The 15,461-nt window shown below is 60.7% G+C and carries 15 protein-coding genes and 1 pseudogene; 5 read left to right on the top strand and 11 right to left on the bottom strand.

What is annotated here, in order from left to right:
• Positions 1-51 precede the first annotated feature (51 nt).
• Positions 52-855 (top strand): TylF/MycF/NovP-related O-methyltransferase, encoded by an 804-nt coding sequence (locus MTY59_RS24000; protein ID WP_221043365.1) that lies wholly within the window; start codon positions 52-54, stop codon positions 853-855.
• Positions 856-967: 112 nt separating this feature from the next.
• Positions 968-1,771, top strand: a complete 804-nt coding sequence (locus MTY59_RS23995; RefSeq protein ID WP_415822965.1) for a class I SAM-dependent methyltransferase — start codon at positions 968-970, stop codon at positions 1,769-1,771.
• Positions 1,772-1,796: 25 nt separating this feature from the next.
• On the opposite strand, the gene MTY59_RS23990 is transcribed toward MTY59_RS23995, so the two are convergent.
• The 6 genes and pseudogenes from MTY59_RS23990 to MTY59_RS23965 form a co-directional block, all read right to left on the bottom strand.
• A complete protein-coding gene (locus MTY59_RS23990; RefSeq protein WP_221043363.1) occupies positions 1,797-3,053 on the bottom strand; it encodes a glycosyltransferase in 1,257 nt (418 codons plus the stop codon).
• A 126-nt stretch (positions 3,054-3,179) separates the two neighbouring features.
• Positions 3,180-3,836: an O-methyltransferase gene (locus tag MTY59_RS23985; protein WP_250160649.1), complete on the bottom strand. Its 657-nt coding sequence runs from the start codon at positions 3,834-3,836 to the stop codon at positions 3,180-3,182.
• 17 nt (positions 3,837-3,853) lie between these two features.
• Positions 3,854-4,909 carry a polysaccharide pyruvyl transferase family protein gene (locus tag MTY59_RS23980; protein WP_221043361.1) on the bottom strand — a complete coding sequence of 352 codons (1,056 nt, stop codon included), beginning with the start codon at positions 4,907-4,909 and terminating at the stop codon, positions 3,854-3,856.
• A 4-nt stretch (positions 4,910-4,913) separates the two neighbouring features.
• Positions 4,914-5,973: pseudogene (locus MTY59_RS23975) on the bottom strand (glycosyltransferase).
• Positions 5,974-6,304: 331 nt separating this feature from the next.
• Positions 6,305-7,543: a glycosyltransferase gene (locus MTY59_RS23970; RefSeq protein ID WP_221043360.1), complete on the bottom strand. Its 1,239-nt coding sequence runs from the start codon at positions 7,541-7,543 to the stop codon at positions 6,305-6,307.
• A 379-nt stretch (positions 7,544-7,922) separates the two neighbouring features.
• Entirely contained in the window at positions 7,923-8,792 is an 870-nt protein-coding gene (locus MTY59_RS23965; RefSeq protein ID WP_221043359.1) for a class I SAM-dependent methyltransferase, read from the bottom strand.
• 629 nt (positions 8,793-9,421) lie between these two features.
• On the opposite strand from MTY59_RS23965, the gene MTY59_RS23960 reads away from it, so the two are divergent.
• The 3 genes from MTY59_RS23960 to MTY59_RS23950 all read left to right on the top strand — a co-directional run bounded on the left by MTY59_RS23960 (position 9,422) and on the right by MTY59_RS23950 (position 11,514).
• Positions 9,422-9,835 carry a sugar 3,4-ketoisomerase gene (locus MTY59_RS23960; protein ID WP_221043358.1) on the top strand — a complete coding sequence of 138 codons (414 nt, stop codon included), beginning with the start codon at positions 9,422-9,424 and terminating at the stop codon, positions 9,833-9,835.
• Entirely contained in the window at positions 9,832-10,260 is a 429-nt protein-coding gene (locus MTY59_RS23955) for a sugar 3,4-ketoisomerase (protein WP_221043357.1), read from the top strand. The genes MTY59_RS23960 and MTY59_RS23955 overlap by 4 nt, the downstream gene beginning before the upstream one ends.
• 135 nt (positions 10,261-10,395) lie before the next feature.
• Positions 10,396-11,514: a DegT/DnrJ/EryC1/StrS family aminotransferase gene (locus MTY59_RS23950; protein WP_221043356.1), complete on the top strand. Its 1,119-nt coding sequence runs from the start codon at positions 10,396-10,398 to the stop codon at positions 11,512-11,514.
• Between the two features lie 9 nt (positions 11,515-11,523).
• On the opposite strand, the gene MTY59_RS23945 is transcribed toward MTY59_RS23950, so the two are convergent.
• From MTY59_RS23945 to MTY59_RS23925, 5 genes are all read right to left on the bottom strand, one after another.
• Positions 11,524-12,540, bottom strand: a complete 1,017-nt coding sequence (locus MTY59_RS23945; RefSeq protein WP_221043355.1) for a class I SAM-dependent methyltransferase — start codon at positions 12,538-12,540, stop codon at positions 11,524-11,526.
• 188 nt (positions 12,541-12,728) lie between these two features.
• Complete coding sequence (locus MTY59_RS23940) at positions 12,729-14,249, bottom strand: SDR family NAD(P)-dependent oxidoreductase (protein WP_284145245.1); 1,521 nt, start codon at positions 14,247-14,249, stop codon at positions 12,729-12,731.
• Positions 14,250-14,255: 6 nt separating this feature from the next.
• Positions 14,256-14,666 carry a VOC family protein gene (locus MTY59_RS28035; RefSeq protein WP_221043353.1) on the bottom strand — a complete coding sequence of 137 codons (411 nt, stop codon included), beginning with the start codon at positions 14,664-14,666 and terminating at the stop codon, positions 14,256-14,258.
• Positions 14,663-15,223 (bottom strand): GNAT family N-acetyltransferase, encoded by a 561-nt coding sequence (locus MTY59_RS23930; RefSeq protein ID WP_221043352.1) that lies wholly within the window; start codon positions 15,221-15,223, stop codon positions 14,663-14,665. The genes MTY59_RS28035 and MTY59_RS23930 overlap by 4 nt, the downstream gene beginning before the upstream one ends.
• On the bottom strand, positions 15,213-15,458 hold the full coding sequence (locus MTY59_RS23925) for a hypothetical protein (RefSeq protein WP_221043351.1): 246 nt from the start codon (positions 15,456-15,458) through the stop codon (positions 15,213-15,215). Before MTY59_RS23925 ends, MTY59_RS23930 begins: the two co-directional genes overlap by 11 nt.
• Between the last annotated feature and the right edge of the window lie 3 nt (positions 15,459-15,461).

The following is a 15,461-nucleotide window of genomic DNA, read 5'->3' as shown; positions in this document are numbered from 1 at the left end:
GCGTCTAGGCTCTCAACCGGTACTACTGGCATCGCGGAGTAAGGGGCAGTTTTGGCCGTGACCGATCACGACACGCGGTTTGCATACCTCGACCTGCTCCGGCGCGACCTCACCAGGTATGGCAGCGACGAGCTGGTTCCGGTGGGGTTGTACCGCCTGGGTCGTCCCCTGTTCAGTACCCGCAACTTGATGCTGGTGCGGAAGCGTCCGTTCAACAAGCAGGCGCGTGATCTCGGGCTGGACTGGCCGGCGGATGCCCTGACGATGATCGGCATGAAGCGGCTGACCAGCTTGCAGCACTGCGTCGAGACGGTGCTGGAAGAGGACGTGCCCGGCGACCTGGTCGAGTGCGGTGTGTGGCGCGGTGGCGCCTCCATCCTGATGCGCGCCGTGCTGGCGGCCCACGGGGACGAAAAGCGGACGGTGTGGCTGTGCGATTCGTTCGCCGGAGTGCCGCCCCCGGACACCGTCAACTACAAGGCGGATAAAGGGATTCGGTTGCATCGGCACGCACGCATCCTGGGCGTGCCGCAAGACCAGGTCAAGGCGAATTTCGAGCGCTACGGGTTGCTCGATGACCAGGTGCGTTTTGTTCCGGGCTGGTTCAAGGACAGCCTGCAGGAAGCCCCGATCGATCGCATTTCGGTGTTGCGGCTCGATGGTGACCTTTATGAGTCGACAATTCAGGCGCTCGATGCGCTCTACCCGCGGCTGTCGCCCGGGGGCTTTTGCGTCGTTGACGACTACCACGCGATCAAGGCGTGCGCGCAAGCCGTGACCGACTACCGCACGCAGCACAACGTGACCGGTGAGATCGTGGAGATCGACGGCACCGGCGTGCTCTGGCGCAAGTGAGATAGCTGAAACACTAAGTGTACGAATTGATTTGCCCCGTGGCGAGGGATGGTCGAAACACGATCACGGCGCACCCATCATGTTTCCCCGGGGTGCCGTGCGCGCCGATGTTATGGTTGCCGCCGTGGCAACAGGGCTGACAACCGGCACCCGCCTCAGGATGTGGTGGGTGCGCACCGAGTACTGGCTCGCACGTACGCTGCTGCCCGACGTCTACGCCAACGACGCGTTGATCACGTTCAACAATTTCCACGGGTTCCTCGATGATCCCGACTTCCAGCGCGCCTACCAGCGCGGTGCCAAATCTCTCGGCAACGAGGACTGGTACCAGTGGCAATGGCGTGTGCACGTGGGGCTGTGGGCTGCGGCGAGCGCCAGCCAGCTCGAGGGCGATTTCGTCGAGTGTGGCGTCAGTTACGGCTTTTTAAGCAGCGCCATCATGGAATACCTGGACTGGGATCGCCTGGGCAAAACGTTCTATCTGCTGGACACGTTCGCCGGGCTCGACCCGCGGTTCGTCACCGACAACGAACGCCAGGCCGGGGCGCTGCAGACCAGCGAGGGGCACCTCCGCAACGGAATGTACGCCAACGGGGTTGACAGCGTCCGCGCCAATTTCGCGCAATGGAAAAACCAGCGCATCATCGTGGGCTCCGTCCCGGAAACTCTCGAGCAGGTGGAGGCGACGTCGGTGGCCTACCTGCACATCGACATGAACTGCGCGCCCCCCGAAGTCGCTGCGCTGCGTTTCTTTTGGCCGCGCCTCACACCCGGCGCCTTTGTGCTGCTGGACGACTACGCGAATCGGGGACGCGACGAGCAGCGCATCGCCATGGATGAGGTCGCCGGCGAGCTGGGCGTGAAAATCTGCACATTGCCCACCGGCCAGGGTCTGCTCATCAAGCCGGCGCGCTGAGCCCCGCTGGTAAACGTAATCCGCCTTACTCAAGCCCTTTCCGGCGGGCGGTGGCTTCCAGCAGGTCGGCGGTGCGCTCGATGCTCGCAGCGGGTGTGGTCATGCGGGCGGCGAATTCTCGGGTCCGGGTGGCGTATTCCGGCGTGAGTATCTGGCGCAGGTCCGCGAACAGCGTTTCTTGAGATGTGGCCGAAAAGCGCCGCGCCGTACCCAACTTCAGGCGTTTGATCGCACCGGCCCAATATGGTTGATCGGCGGAGCTCCACAGCGCCAAGGTGGGGATTCCGGCGCGCAGACTCGCGGCCGTGGTGCCCGAGCCGCCGTGATGAACGATGGCGCGGCAGGCGGGAAAGATGGTCGCGTAATTCACCACACCGACCGTCTTGACGTGGTCGAAGCGCGGCACGTCGCTGAAGTCGGTGCCGCCGAAGCAAATCAGAGCCCGCTCGCCCAACCGCGCGCATGCCGCGCCAACCATGTTGACCGTCTCGGCAGCGGATTCGAGCGCGATGCTGCCGGACCCGAAGCAGATCGGCGGTGTTCCCGAGGCAATCCAGGCCGCGACGTCGTCGTCGGCGTCCGTCCGCAGCTGCAGCGTCAGCGCCCCGACAAAGGGGCGACGGTCGCCCCACCGCGCCCATTCGGCTGCCAGCCCTGGAAAGAAGATCTCGTCATACGCCTGGATTTCCAGGGATCGGCGCTCGGCGATTCGCCGCTGTGAGCGATGCGTTGCCTTCGGCAGGCCGAGTTCGCCGCGCTGCGCATTGTCGACTTCCTTCGTCGAGCGCCAGAACACCCATTCGATCACCGTCATCGTCGAGCGCATCAGCGGCGCCGGCACGCTCGGCACGAGCCGGCCATTGGCCCGCATGGGGAAGTGATGCAGCGAGGCCAGCGGGATGTCGTAATGCTCGGCGACGTTGGCCGCGGCCTGCTCGAAATTCAGGCCGCTGGAGAGCAGGTCGGCGCCGTCCGCCAGCGACGTCAGCGTGGTGCCCACGTCACCCCAGTACTTGATCAGGGGATCCCAGACTTTGGGGATCTGCCGGATCGGATTGCGAAAGAAGTCCGTCCACATGTTGCGCAGGAATTCCTCGTCCAAGAACTCCTGCACCTTCGGACCATAGGGAACCGCGGCCAGCCCCACCGACTCGACGAATCCGACAAGTTCGGGCGGGACGGCCATCTGGACTTCGTGCCCCCGGCGCACCAGTTCGAGGCCAACGGCCGCGGACGGTTCGATGTCGCCGCGAGTCCCGTAACTCGCCAGGGCAAATTTCACGACACATCCTGCCTTCCGAGTCGTCCCGCCTGTCGGCAACGTCCGGGCCATTATTGCCGGTTGTATGGACCGGCCGTCATCGGATCGCCATTGTGCGCGGTCGGCTGGCCGGTGGACGGGCCAGGGCTAGGACGCCAATTCGATGAGGCCCAGCCGTCTGGACACCTCCACCGCCCCCACCACTTCGGGATCGGCGCAGATGTCGCGCCAGGCTTCGCCCATCCCGCGGTTGAAGTCGATGTCATCGAACAGCACCCAGCCACCCGGGGCCATGCGGGGCTTCAAGATCTGCCATTGCCGGGTCACGAAATCTCGGGTGTGGATCCCATCCACCAAGGCCAGATCGATCGGGTCGGGGATGTCGCCGACGTGCTCTTCGAAGGCGCCCCGCGTGAGGGTGTAGCGATCGGTGACGGATTTGATGTTTTGCTCGGCGATGTCGGCCCAGGACGGGTTGATCTCGAACGAATACATCCAGCCCCGCCGAAGCGCCGAGGACAGGTACATCCCGGACACCCCGAACGCCGATCCGAATTCCACGACGATCCTGGGGTCGCGCCAGCCCACCAGGTAGGCGTACAGGTCGCCCTGCCATGACGCCGCGCGGACCTGCTTGGGTTTCCGGGTCGCGCCGGGCTGTCCGTAGGCTTCGGACAGGGGCAGGGCGCCGAGCTTCTCAGTTGCCCGTGCTGAAGTTTCGATCTCGGTTTTGCGCGCCGCGGGCGGCAACCGCCGGGGAAGGCCGGTGACGCGCCCGCCGCGTTTGACCCACTTCAGCTCCAACCCTTTTCGCAGCGTTATCACGAGACGAGACCCAACTGCCGCGCCAGATCCGCATATTCGCTCTCGAGGCGCTGTTTCAGGCGTGCGACGGCGATGCGCTTTGCGCTCCGGATGTTCGATGAGTTCGCGATCGCGTCGAGCACCCGGTCGACAACGGCGGCGCTGCTCACCTCGTCGGTGCGAATCAGTGAGCGGTCATCATCGATCGCGAGCGCGAAGTCTCGGCATTTCGGTTGATACTCAAGCGAAACGACGGGTGTATCGGACAGAGAAGCCAGGACGCTCGCGTGCAGGCGGGTGACGATGGCGGCGGAACAGCGGGCCAGTTCCCGCGCGGCCGCATCGGGGCCGGCCGGAAGCACCATCTCTGCTTCCGGGATGTTCCTCAGCGCCACTTCGGTCCAGCGTCGGTCTTCTGGATTCATGAGTATCCCGACGAAGCGGTAGCCATGTGATGACAGTTGCTTGACGGCGCCGGCTATCTCGTCCGCCAGCTGCTCGGGGTCGTGTCCCCAAAGGTCGTCGCCGAAGCCGAGATTCACTCCGATCAGCCCGTCTTCGGGAGCGACGTCGGGCCGGGGGAGCAGCAGCGCGGGATCGCCGGATACCTCGACGTCCAACCCGATGTCGGCCAGAAGTTCGGCGCTGCGCGGCCCCCGCACGGATACGGTTCGAAACCTGGAAAGTATGGGCGCCCAGCGTTTCAGCTCGCCTTTGCCCGAGCCGCTATTGCGTCCGCCGAATACCGGATCTTCCACGCCGACGCCAATCGCATAGCTACCGTTGTCTTTGGTGAGCGCCAACCCTCGGTTGACCAGAAGCCGCCACTGGCTCCTTCCGACGAGTGTGCCGCCACCCACGACCTGCCTGCTGCGCCGCAGCGGCCGGTTCAAACCCATTGCCGCCGTGGCGGTTGCATAGATCAATTGGTGTGGGAGGCGCGGCAGATCCAGAAACGTTGCGCCACGCAACTGGCCCCGAACCGCGTCGTAGATCGCATCGTCGCCAAGGTTGCCCAGCCCGTGCCAGCCCAGGTAAGCGACGGTGGGGTCGCCGACGACATTCGTTGTCACGCGCTCAGTCGCTGGTCGACTCGGTGTCCAACACCGTCCTCCGGTTCGGTGGCGTTGCGGGTGAGCTTGCGCCGCAACCTCTTCACACGCCCGCCGAGCGTTTTGGTCCAGCGGTTCCGCAATGCCAGCGTCGCGATGCGCGGGTACGCGGCGGTGGTTTGCACCAAAAGTGCCTGGCCCTCAGGATCTGGGACCTGTTTGGCGATCGCGCTGAGCACCCAGTTGGCGTTTTTGGCGACGATCGACTCGCGAAGGGGGTCACCGGAGACGACATCGAGCATGGCGTCCAACGTCGCCGCATGCGCGGGACCCTGCGTCCGCCAGAAGGTTGCGGGATCGGTGATCGACCTGTACCACATGCCGCGCGGGTGTCGGCGGTAGACGGCCATCGTCTCGGGCAGCATCGCGATGTCGCCCTCGGCGGCATGACGGACGTGCAGGTACCAATCCAGGGGCATGATGTCGGTCGGGATGTCGTCGTAGCGGGGGAGGCGGCGGTACATCACCGAGTTGGTCTGGATGAAGTTTCGCGAGATCAACGTCTCGAAGCTGAGGTCGCCGGCCCGAAAAGGCGGCGGAAACTTCGGAAGGAAGACTTCTTCGAACTTCCGGTACAAGGTGTGTACGAGTTTCTCGTCCTCCGCGTATTCGTTGGTCCAGACCACCTGCACCGGGTGGAAACACACCGCCGTGCCCGGATCCGCGTCCAGTAATGCCACTTGTCTGCTCAGTTTCAGCGGGTCGACCCAGTAGTCGTCGCCCTCGCACAGCGCGATGTACTCACCACGCGCGGCGGACAGGGCGCCGGTCAGGTTCGCGTTGAGGCCGACGTTCTTGGACCGCAGGATGGGCCGGAACAGGTGCGGGTGGCGGCCGGCGTACTCCTGGATTATTCGGGGCGTGGCGTCGGTCGAGGCATCGTCGGCGACGATGACCTCCATTGGAAAGTCGATCTGCTGGGCGAGGAAGCCGTCCAATGTGTCGCGGACGTAGGCCTGCTGGTTGTAGGTGGTCGACACCACGCTGACCTTTGGTGCGTCCGCTGCTTTCCTTGTGGCGGTCACTACGAGCCTCTCTTCTGCGCGGCGGCTGCGACGTGGTCGAGAAGTACTCTGTCATCGACCAGCGCACAAAGTAGTTGCGAAGAGATGCCGTTCCCCCAGAGCGGTTGCGTACCGAGCGACCCCGTGGGCGCGACAAAGTACGGTTACTGACACTTCGGTCAATTATAACCAGCGCGGAACCCGCGGTGTCCTGTCGAGGAAAGCGGCCCGACGCGCGGTTCGCGGGTTTGGCGGGCGCGCAGCAAATGGTGCTGAGCGCCCTGTAGCGCCGAGAAACCTGGTGAACTTACCCGTTGTTGGCACTGACGATGTCCGTGGCAATCACGGTCATTCACGCGGCAAATTTCTCCAAGAGGTTGGCAGTGATCGCGATACTCTCGGCGGGTTTGGTCATCCGAGCCGCGATCGCACGGGCGCGGATGGCGTAGTCCGGGGCCAGGATCTGTCTCAGGTCATCGACCAACGAATCTTGCGTGGTACTCGAAAAGTGCCGTGCCAGGCCAACTTTCAGTCGTTGGACCTGGCCGGCCCAAATCTTTTGATCGCTCAAACTCCAAAGGCTTAAGGTCGGGACCCCTGCGCGCAGTCCTGCCGCCGTGGTGCCCGCGCCGCTGTGGTGGACCACAGCGCGGCAGGCGGGGAAGACCGCTGCGTAGTTCACCGGGCCGACGACCTTGACGTGATCGAACTGTGGTGCACCAGTGAAATCTGTTTTGCCGGAGCACAACAGCGCCCGCTCGCCCAACTGCGCGCAGGCCTTAGCAATCATGGTGATTGTATTGGCCGGAGATTCAATTGATGTGCTGCCGAAGCCGAAGCAGATCGGGGGCGTCCCCGCTGCGATCCACGAAGCGACGTCGACGTCGGAATCCGTCGTCAACTCCATAGTCAGCGTGCCGACAAAGGGGCGTCGGTGGTTCCATTTGGTCCATTCGGCGGCCAGTCCGGGAAAGCACACCTGGTCGTAGGCCTGGATCTCCAGGGCGCCGCGTGCGGATATCCGTTGTGGTGCAGGGCCTTTCGCTTTCTGCAGGCCGAGTTCACGGCGCTGGGCGTCCTCGGCCTTCTTCGTCACCCGCCACTGCATCCAGTCCAGCGCCGTCATCACGGTGCGCACCGCCGGCGCCGGCAGATTAGGCGCGAGTTGCCCGTTAGGCCGCATAGGGAAGTAGTGCATCGTGGCCAACGGCACGTCGAGGCATTCGGCCACGTTCGCGGCGACCCCTGGAAAGCCGGGGCCGGTGAATACCAGGTCGGCGCCGTCGGAGAGCGATGTCAGGGTCGCGCTCATCTCAGCCCAGGACTGGGTAAGGAGGTCTTGGGCTTCCCGCCACCGCTTCCTCACCTCGGGGACATTCCAGAACTTGCCGAGGAAGTCGGTGTCCCAGAAGCCGTCCTGCTGATCGGGTCCGTAGCCTGCCGCCGGAAGGCCGGCCGACTCGACGAGGGGGACCAAATTGGGCGGAACGGCCATGCGGACCTCGTGCCCGCGGCGCTGCAGTTCGCAACCCACAGCCGTGCAGGGCTCGACATCGCCGCGAGTTCCATAGCTGGCCAGGGCGAATTTCACGACGAATCCTTTCGGTGGTCGCGCGTGCGCGGGTCGGCGACCGCAGAGGTCATTATTGTCGGTTTTGTTGTTCTCGGAAGAGCATTCGATGTTGCCGTGATCGATTGGCTGATCGGGTCGCGCTGTGCAGGCGCGAGGCAGCACTTCGAGCCGAGGCAGTTGAAGGTTTCGCGCCTCACGCCAGCGAAGGCGCAGTTGATTCGGATCGGGCGCCGAATTCTTCACACGCCTGCAGCCTGTGCTAGGGGTTATGCAGCAGGTCGACAAGCGGTGCTGCGGTGCTTTAACGCAGGCAGGCCGTGTGAAAACCCCTTTCAGGGACCGGAAGATGCGTTTCCTATCAGAGGCGCAGGTTGTGTCAGACTCGACCGCTCGGCGTTCAAGTCAGCGCCTTGCGCCCTGTTTTAATGCCGATAAAAGTGCCGCGCATGAAAGATTCATACGAGCCACCTAGCAAGCCTTCAGCGATGTTGGGCTCCAAGTTGTCGTACTGTTCCATCACGAGATCAAAGCCGACATCGTGAATCGTCTGTAGGAGGTGCTCGCGCTGAATCCAAAAGGACCGGCGGTTATCCCAGGATGCCCATTTCGCGCTTTCGCGATCCTTGAACGATTGATTGTTTTGGAATTCTGTATACCACCTGCCGGCTAGGCCCTCGTTTTTTGTCGGCGCTGAAAGGACGAACTGTGTGCTTTCAGGTCTCCGTAAAATCCTGTCGGTAAACCACCGCGCCCGTGTAGATAATTTGAATCTCACAGCATTGCGACTGATGAGTGAGAAATGTGTCTGCAAGATCAGCAATTTATTTGTCGCAACCGAGACGGCTTCCAAAAACTCCTTTGGGCGATCAAGATGGTACAGGAGTCCGCAGCAAAACACAGCATCGAAGACGCCATGCTTTGCGATGTTGAAAGCGTCATCTTGAACGAACTCGAGGTTGGGAAGATTGGTTCTGGACTTAACGTAGTTGCACGCCGCTATATTCGACTCGCGCACCTCGACCCCGAGAACTTTAAAGCCGAGTCGCGCGAATTCGACTGCGTATCCACCCTCCAGGCAACCTAGATCCGCGACGCGAATCTTGCTCTTATCTCCGGGAAATACTGTCTCCAGTACACCACGTGATGAAATAAACCATGGATGGTCCGTCATCGACTGAGTCGATTCAGGTCTAGTGAAGGTTCCATCGTCAAGTTTGATGTTGTGAGCGGTAAATTCTATCTTCTCTTTTGGTTGACCCACTGTCATGGCGCACTGATCCTTTTCATGCTAATAAATCCATTCTTCGGATAAGTACTCGTCGCGTTTCGATGGTTTCACCGAAGGCCGCCCCGTCACGTATTGGACAGGCTAATGCACGTCCTCACCGTGGGTTGGGCGAACGTTCGAATCGGCCTGCCGGTTTGCCCGCCCGCGCGATCCGGTGACTATTGCTGCTGGTGCCGTGGGGCGCTGGCACCCAAGGCCGATACGCCATTGGTCCAGCGGGGCCTGACTGACTGCTGTCCGCCAAGTCACCGTAATCGTCGACGTAGTCGGTTCGTCTGGTATTGAATACACTCGTGTCGCCTGGACGTTCGACGACTCCCGAAGTGCGCATGCGGCACGAGGGGGTCCCCAACCCTGCGGCTCGGGTGCGGTCGAGCGCGGCGCTGCGGTCTCGAACAGGGTCGCTCAATTGGTGATAGACGGGCCTGAAATCGCTTCCGGCGTCAAACACGCCTCCGGCCGCCGCCCCGAGGACAAGATCGCCGACATGCCGACGGGCGCCGACCGATCATGCGACTCGGCTGGCAGGATCAACCTATGTCTGGACTCCGCCCAGCACTTGTGTCCGCCGCGAGATGCGAACTGACGCCCTGGCTACGCCTTCGCCCATGATCAGCGCCCGCGACTGCAGATTGATCGACTTGCCCAAGATCCACGACCCTCGGGGAAACCTGACCTTCATCGAGTCCGGTAGTCATGTGCCATTCGAGATCGAAAGGGCTTTTTGGATCTATGACGTCCCGGGCGGATCGCTGCGAGGTGGGCACGCATATCGGACCGGCCAAGAACTAATATTGGCGCTTTCTGGAAGCTTCGAAGTCATGCTCGACGACGGCGCTCACCAGGTTCGTTACACCTTGAATCGCTCCTACCACGCTTTGTTCGTCCCTAGTCTCATCTGGCGAGAAATGATCAACTTTTCAACGAACTCTGTTGCGCTCGTGCTTGCCTCTGTTCCCTTCGATCCGGATGACTACGTACGGGATTACGAGGAATTCCTGCGAGTAAGGAACGCTCAATGAGCCGCGTAGACGAATGCCGAATTGTGAATCTGGACAAGATCGAAAGCGCCAGCGGCAACCTGTCTCCCCTCTATGGTGGTGTGCACGTTCCCTTTCCAATCAAGAGGGTGTATTACCTCTACGACGTCCCGGGCGGTGCCGAACGCGGCGGACATGCTCATCTGGGATTGCAGCAACTGATTGTGGCGGTCTCCGGTTCGTTCGCGGTCACCCTCGACGACGGGCACAGTCGACGAACCGTTTCGCTCGACCGGTCATACTATGGCCTCTACCTTCCCAGCATGATCTGGCGAGAGATCACTGGTTTCTGTACTGGCGCCGTATGTCTGGTGTTCGCCTCGCTGGTCTATGACGAGAGCGATTACATCCGCGACTACGACGAATTTCTATCGATGGTTCGAGCTAGCGGGGGCGGGAGCCGCTGACCCGACCACCGTTTCCAAATTCAAAACGGCCCCAAGGGGCTATGACCCAGGATATGGGTGCGGCTGGCATGGCAGTAGTGGATAGGATTTCGAGCGGTGGTGATCAAAGCGTGAACCTTTGGTATCGGTGCGCCCATGAGTGACCTTCCCGATGCAGTGCCATTCTTGGACGTCCGCGCGGCCACCCAAGAGGTCGAAGCCGCGTTGCTGGACGCCATCACACGTGTGGTGCGCAGAGGCTGGTACGTGCGTGGTGAAGAAACTGCGGCATTTGAATATGAGTTCGCCGCATTCGTCGAGGCCAAACACGCCGTCGGAGTCGGAAACGGCTTGGACGCCATCACACTCGCGTTGAGGGCGCTTGGAATCGGCCCGGGGGACGAGGTGATTGTCCCCAGCGACACGTTTATTGCAACTTGGATTGCGGTGGCAAAGACGGGTGCTCGCCCGGTAGGCGTTGAGCCGATCGTTGGCCAGTGGAACCTCGATCCGGCTCGGGTAGCGCAGGCGATGACCGCGCGAACGCGAGCGCTGGTCCCGGTGCACCTCTACGGCCAGCCTGCCGACCTCACGGAGCTTTTGGCGGTGGCGAGAGCACACGGCCTGGCAGTAGTAGAAGATGCGGCGCAGGCGCACGGCGCCCGGTACGACGGCCGCCGCGTCGGCGCTCATGGCGACGCAGTTGCATGGAGTTTTTACCCCGGGAAAAACCTTGGGGCACTTGGCGATGGGGGAGCAGTCACCACCGACAACCCCGACATTGCTGCGCGGGTCCGCTCGCTCGGCAACTACGGAAGCGCGAAGAAATATATGCATGACGTGCTTGGAGTTAATTCCAGGCTCGATGAGATTCAGTCGGCCGTCCTACGTATCAAGTTGCAGCACCTTGACATCTGGAACGCTCGCCGCCAAGCCATCTCGAAGCGGTATACGAACGAGCTGGCCGACATCGCTGGGCTGGAACTGCCCAAAGTTGCGGCTAACCGTGAACACGTTTGGCACCTATACGTGGTGGACCACGCGTCGCGAGATAAGCTTCAAAGTCATTTGGCTGATAACGGGATTCAGACTTTGGTGCATTATCCGATTCCCTCTCACCTATCCGGCGCCTTCGCCTCACTCGCGCTGGGTGAGGGGGCCTTCCCCATCGCGGAGAAGGCGGCGCGCACCCACCTCAGCCTACCCATCGGCCCTCACCTTTCGGACGAGAGCGTCTCTCGAGTGATTGACGCATGCAGGACGTTTTCAGTGTGATGTCGGGAGTCAAATCCTGTCAGCCAGCCTGAGCAAGCTTGTGTCCTGGGGGGTGGGCGCGGCCTCCAGGGGTGCCGTTCGGTTGACGCGTTCCCGCAGGTCGATTGGGCCGTCTTCGTACTGATAGCTAATCCGCGACCGGCGCTGGCCATCCATCATTCTTTGGTTGCAGAGCAGGTATTCCCAAGACTCGGCAACCGAGCCGCTCAGCCAACTATCACCGAATCCAGCACCTTTGTCCTCAACCGCCCGGCACACAACGGCCAAGTAGCCGGCATTTGAGCCCTCAACCCAGCGAACCTTGTCTTGAACAGGGTACTTGTAATAAAGACAATCGACCGGTGCGAGCTGGAAATAGCGCAGCATATAGTCGAACATCGGAATTGTAAGATACCAAAAAGTATTAACCTCCGCCTGAAACCTGCCAGAGTTGTTGAATTCGATTGCAAATTCTTCTCGGTCGACCACGTTGGTTGAAACAATCATCAAGCCGTTTTTCTTCAGCAAGGGCCGTAGGCCGGCAAGCACGTGGAATGGGGAAAAAACATGATAAAGCACGCCGGATAAATTGATCAGATCAAATCCGGGCCACTGGCGACTATGAATCTTGCTCGAGAGATCGTAAAGATGGCCAATTCTTTGAAATGAGAAGTCGACTTCATAATATGTCATTAGTGCCCGCATCTTCATATAGCAATGGAAGATGAAGTCGGTCGCGAGAACCCGCTTAGCGCCCTGTCGACACATTAGGACTGGTAGTAACCCTTCCATGCTTCCGACATCCAGGCAGTCTGCATCGTTAAGGTCGCAATTGCGTAGAAGCATCCTAGGAAGCAGCGGCATTGCCTGGGGGAACTGACCTTTAGTAATTATTCCTGGCATCAATTCAACGTCGTAGTACCAGAAACTGTTATATAGCTTCGATTTCAACATTTTTTCGGGGGATTTTGGATACCGTCGAAATTCCGCCCATACCGAGTGGGCAAGCGAAAGGCCTTTTTCAAAGGCATAATTCGTAATCTGCATCACAATCCTCCCGTTTAGATTATCCTGCTCGTCCTATTCATGCTTACGGCTAGGGGTGAGGGTAAAAATTTGCCTCCGGGCGGTCGTCGAACGCGCTTCGCGAAGAGTTGGATGGCCTGAAAGCCGTAAAAGGCTATTCGATATCTTGTATCGATGTGCCCGATTGACACGATCTGCCAATAATCGCTTTACTTTCTACTAGAAGTAACCTCGAAGTCTTCAACGATCTGCACGCCCGGCTGCGGCTCTTCGAGCAACAGCGAGACGACCTTTGCAGCAACCTGTTCCGGCATGAGGGCGCCTTTTTTGCCTAGCGGTGTATTTGTCTGATCGGTTAGCAGTTTTGGGGGCCGGACTAACATGCCACGGGATGTCGCGTCCCGATTCGCTAGCGACCGCATCAGGCCTTCGATGGCGGACTTGGCCGCGACATAGTGCGGGAAATCGGCGGGAGCCGTCTTGGAATACATGGAGGAAATCACAATCGGCCGCCCGTTACGCTCCTTGAGTGTTCCCAAAAAAGCCGCAAGCGGCACGGTCACTAGCCGCAGGCTCTGTTCCACAAACTGATGCATGCGCTCCAAAGTATCCGCCGCGAAATCGAGCGTACGAATCGCAGGACTTGCATTGCAGATTAAGAAATCGAGTCCACCGAACTCCTTTGCTAACCATTCGCTCTGCCGTCGGCACCAATCGTGGTCAGCCGCATCGCCAGGCACCAGCCGCACTCCGCCGTGTGTTCCAGTCAGACTGTCGCGCAAGGCTTCTGCTTCTTCGCGTGAGCGCGCGTAGTTAAGCAGTACAGTGCAGCCTTGTGACGCTAACGCACTGACAAGGGCTGCGCCAAGCCCTCGGCTGCCGCCGATCACCAGTGCGACCTTGCCGCGGAGCGCCTGCGAAGGCAACAACCACAGTTCTAGCGACTCTCGCGAGCAAATTCGTGAACCGCTGCGCAGAAACGCTGCGATCCGAGCATCTGCCACTACCGCTTCATCGGCTCGCAGCTGCGCCGCCAAGCGAAGCAAGTTGAACCGTGAGTCCTTGCGGACGAGCTCTACGTTGTACGAATACGGTGTCGTCAAGGCGACCTTGTCAGCGGCGAACGTCATTTCCAGCCGCGAATAAGCGGCCTGTCTGCCCGGAATCTCCATGCCAACCACGTAACTGGTCCAAGCGAGTGACGCGATCTGTTCGGGCGTTATGCCTTTCTCGCATAGTCCCCACCGCACGATTAGTTGCTGCATTTCCGATGAGGGAGGCATGTAATGCCCCGCGACGCTAAAACTGTCCGGCAGGGTCGCTTCGTCCCACTCCTGAGGTGCTGTTCGGCTAGCTGTCGCTGCCACCTGCGGCAGGCTTGCAGTCGAGCGGCGGGCCGCGTCCTGATAGGTGAATGTGGCCTCGACCAAGCGGCGTCGCCCATCGAGGACCTCGATACTATCTTTTGCCGCATCTGGTTTGACGATTACTCGATAAGTTACTCCGACAAAAAGCGGCTCTAAGAAGAGCAAAGACACACCACTGAGCGCCTGCGCTGGGCGGGCTGGCGTCCACTGCAGCGTTGCCAGCGCAGCCAGAATGCCGAAGACCACCTGTTCGCCAAACGGGGTACGGTGCGCGTAATCCGCACTCATGTGAAGCGGATTCACGTCGTGACTGACGGCGCTGAACAAAGCCATATCAGATGGCGTGATGCAGAGCCCGTCCATGAGCTGTTAGGCCTTTGCGGCTTGGACTAGCTCGATCACCGAGCGATTGCGGAGAATCAGGAACGATACCGACCGTCCTCCAAACGCTGGTGACGGCATCGGAGGGCGAAGGATGTGCGCGCGCAGTTCTTTCCGCGCCGAATCCAGAGATGCGTTAAGGTCGTCGACTTCGTAAGCCTGGTGGTAAAGGCGACTGCCCGCTTCTAGCCAGGGGTCGAGCGTAGTACTTCCTTCGAGTGGTTCAAGTAATTCGAGGCGCGGCCCAGGTCCCACCAGGAATAGGCCACGGACTCCTTGCGCCGGATCGACGAATTCCTCGTCCTCACGCTGGTAACCGAGCTGCGCGTAAATGGCCTCATCGCGCGCGATCGACTCGGTCGCGACTCCGATGTGATGGAACCGCCCGATTGGTCTCATAATCGAGCACTGCGGCGCGCGACTCGACCGGCTATCGGAGAAAGCGCGTCGCGAAATGACAGCCAGTCTGACACAACGAGAGAATGTTCGACGAACACGCGCCTAGCCGAGTCGATGTATTCGGACCGGCTCGTGTACCCGCAGGAATCCTGAAAGCTGACTCCCATGGCATTGTCCGCGAGCGTGCGGCAGTAGATCCGTTCCAAGCCGAGTTCGTCGAACCCAAAGCGCAGAATCAGTAGCACCGAGGCGGCCGCCGCAAGAGAACCTCGCCGAAGAATCCAGCGCCCCCACTCACCGCTCGCGCCTTCGATCCCGTAGAGGCCGACGAGGCCCTCCCAACGTCCATGAAGGGTTTCGACTACGAAGTAGTAATCACCGGTACGGTCTCGTTGGATCTCGATCCATTGTTCCTGGTCCTCAACTCTGCCAGTGGTCGGATTTAGGAACCGTCCGAGTTCTGGGTCAGTGCGCAACCGGAGGATGTCGGCGGCATCACCCCGGTCGACGGGCCGGAGGCGGTAACCGAAGCCCTCCGGGCCGACCCTAACGGTCACGGACTCGGTCGACCGCCGTCGCGATCGACTCAACGTCGAACAGCTCGGCGATTTCGTCCTCTTCGAACTGCACGTCACATTCCTCTTCGACCTGGAAAACAATCTCGATGTGCTTGAGTGAGTTCCAGTCCTCTTGGTCACCGCGACGAGCCCTAATGGCATCGTCGGGGGAGATGCGGAGGACGCGAGCGACGACTGCGGCGACTGCGCTGCGAATCTCTTGCGATGACGGCATGCA

The organism is Mycobacterium senriense (assembly GCF_019668465.1).
GTDB lineage: Bacteria > Actinomycetota > Actinomycetes > Mycobacteriales > Mycobacteriaceae > Mycobacterium > Mycobacterium senriense.
Note: the sequence above shows the minus strand (reverse complement) of the source record. Positions and strands in the feature narration are given on the sequence as shown.

Bases quoted from the DNA above. Each gene is read 5' to 3' on its own strand.
- MTY59_RS23995 (WP_415822965.1), top strand. From the start codon at position 968: ATGGTTGCCGCCGTGGCAACAGGGCTGACAACCGGCACCCGCCTCAGG.
- MTY59_RS23965 (WP_221043359.1), bottom strand. From the start codon at position 8,792: ATGACAGTGGGTCAACCAAAAGAGAAGATAGAATTTACCGCTCACAAC.
- MTY59_RS23960 (WP_221043358.1), top strand. From the start codon at position 9,422: ATGATCAGCGCCCGCGACTGCAGATTGATCGACTTGCCCAAGATCCAC.
- MTY59_RS23955 (WP_221043357.1), top strand. From the start codon at position 9,832: ATGAGCCGCGTAGACGAATGCCGAATTGTGAATCTGGACAAGATCGAA.
- MTY59_RS23950 (WP_221043356.1), top strand. From the start codon at position 10,396: ATGAGTGACCTTCCCGATGCAGTGCCATTCTTGGACGTCCGCGCGGCC.
- MTY59_RS23945 (WP_221043355.1), bottom strand. From the start codon at position 12,540: ATGCAGATTACGAATTATGCCTTTGAAAAAGGCCTTTCGCTTGCCCAC.
- MTY59_RS23940 (WP_284145245.1), bottom strand. From the start codon at position 14,249: ATGGACGGGCTCTGCATCACGCCATCTGATATGGCTTTGTTCAGCGCC.
- MTY59_RS28035 (WP_221043353.1), bottom strand. From the start codon at position 14,666: ATGAGACCAATCGGGCGGTTCCATCACATCGGAGTCGCGACCGAGTCG.
- MTY59_RS23925 (WP_221043351.1), bottom strand. From the start codon at position 15,458: ATGCCGTCATCGCAAGAGATTCGCAGCGCAGTCGCCGCAGTCGTCGCT.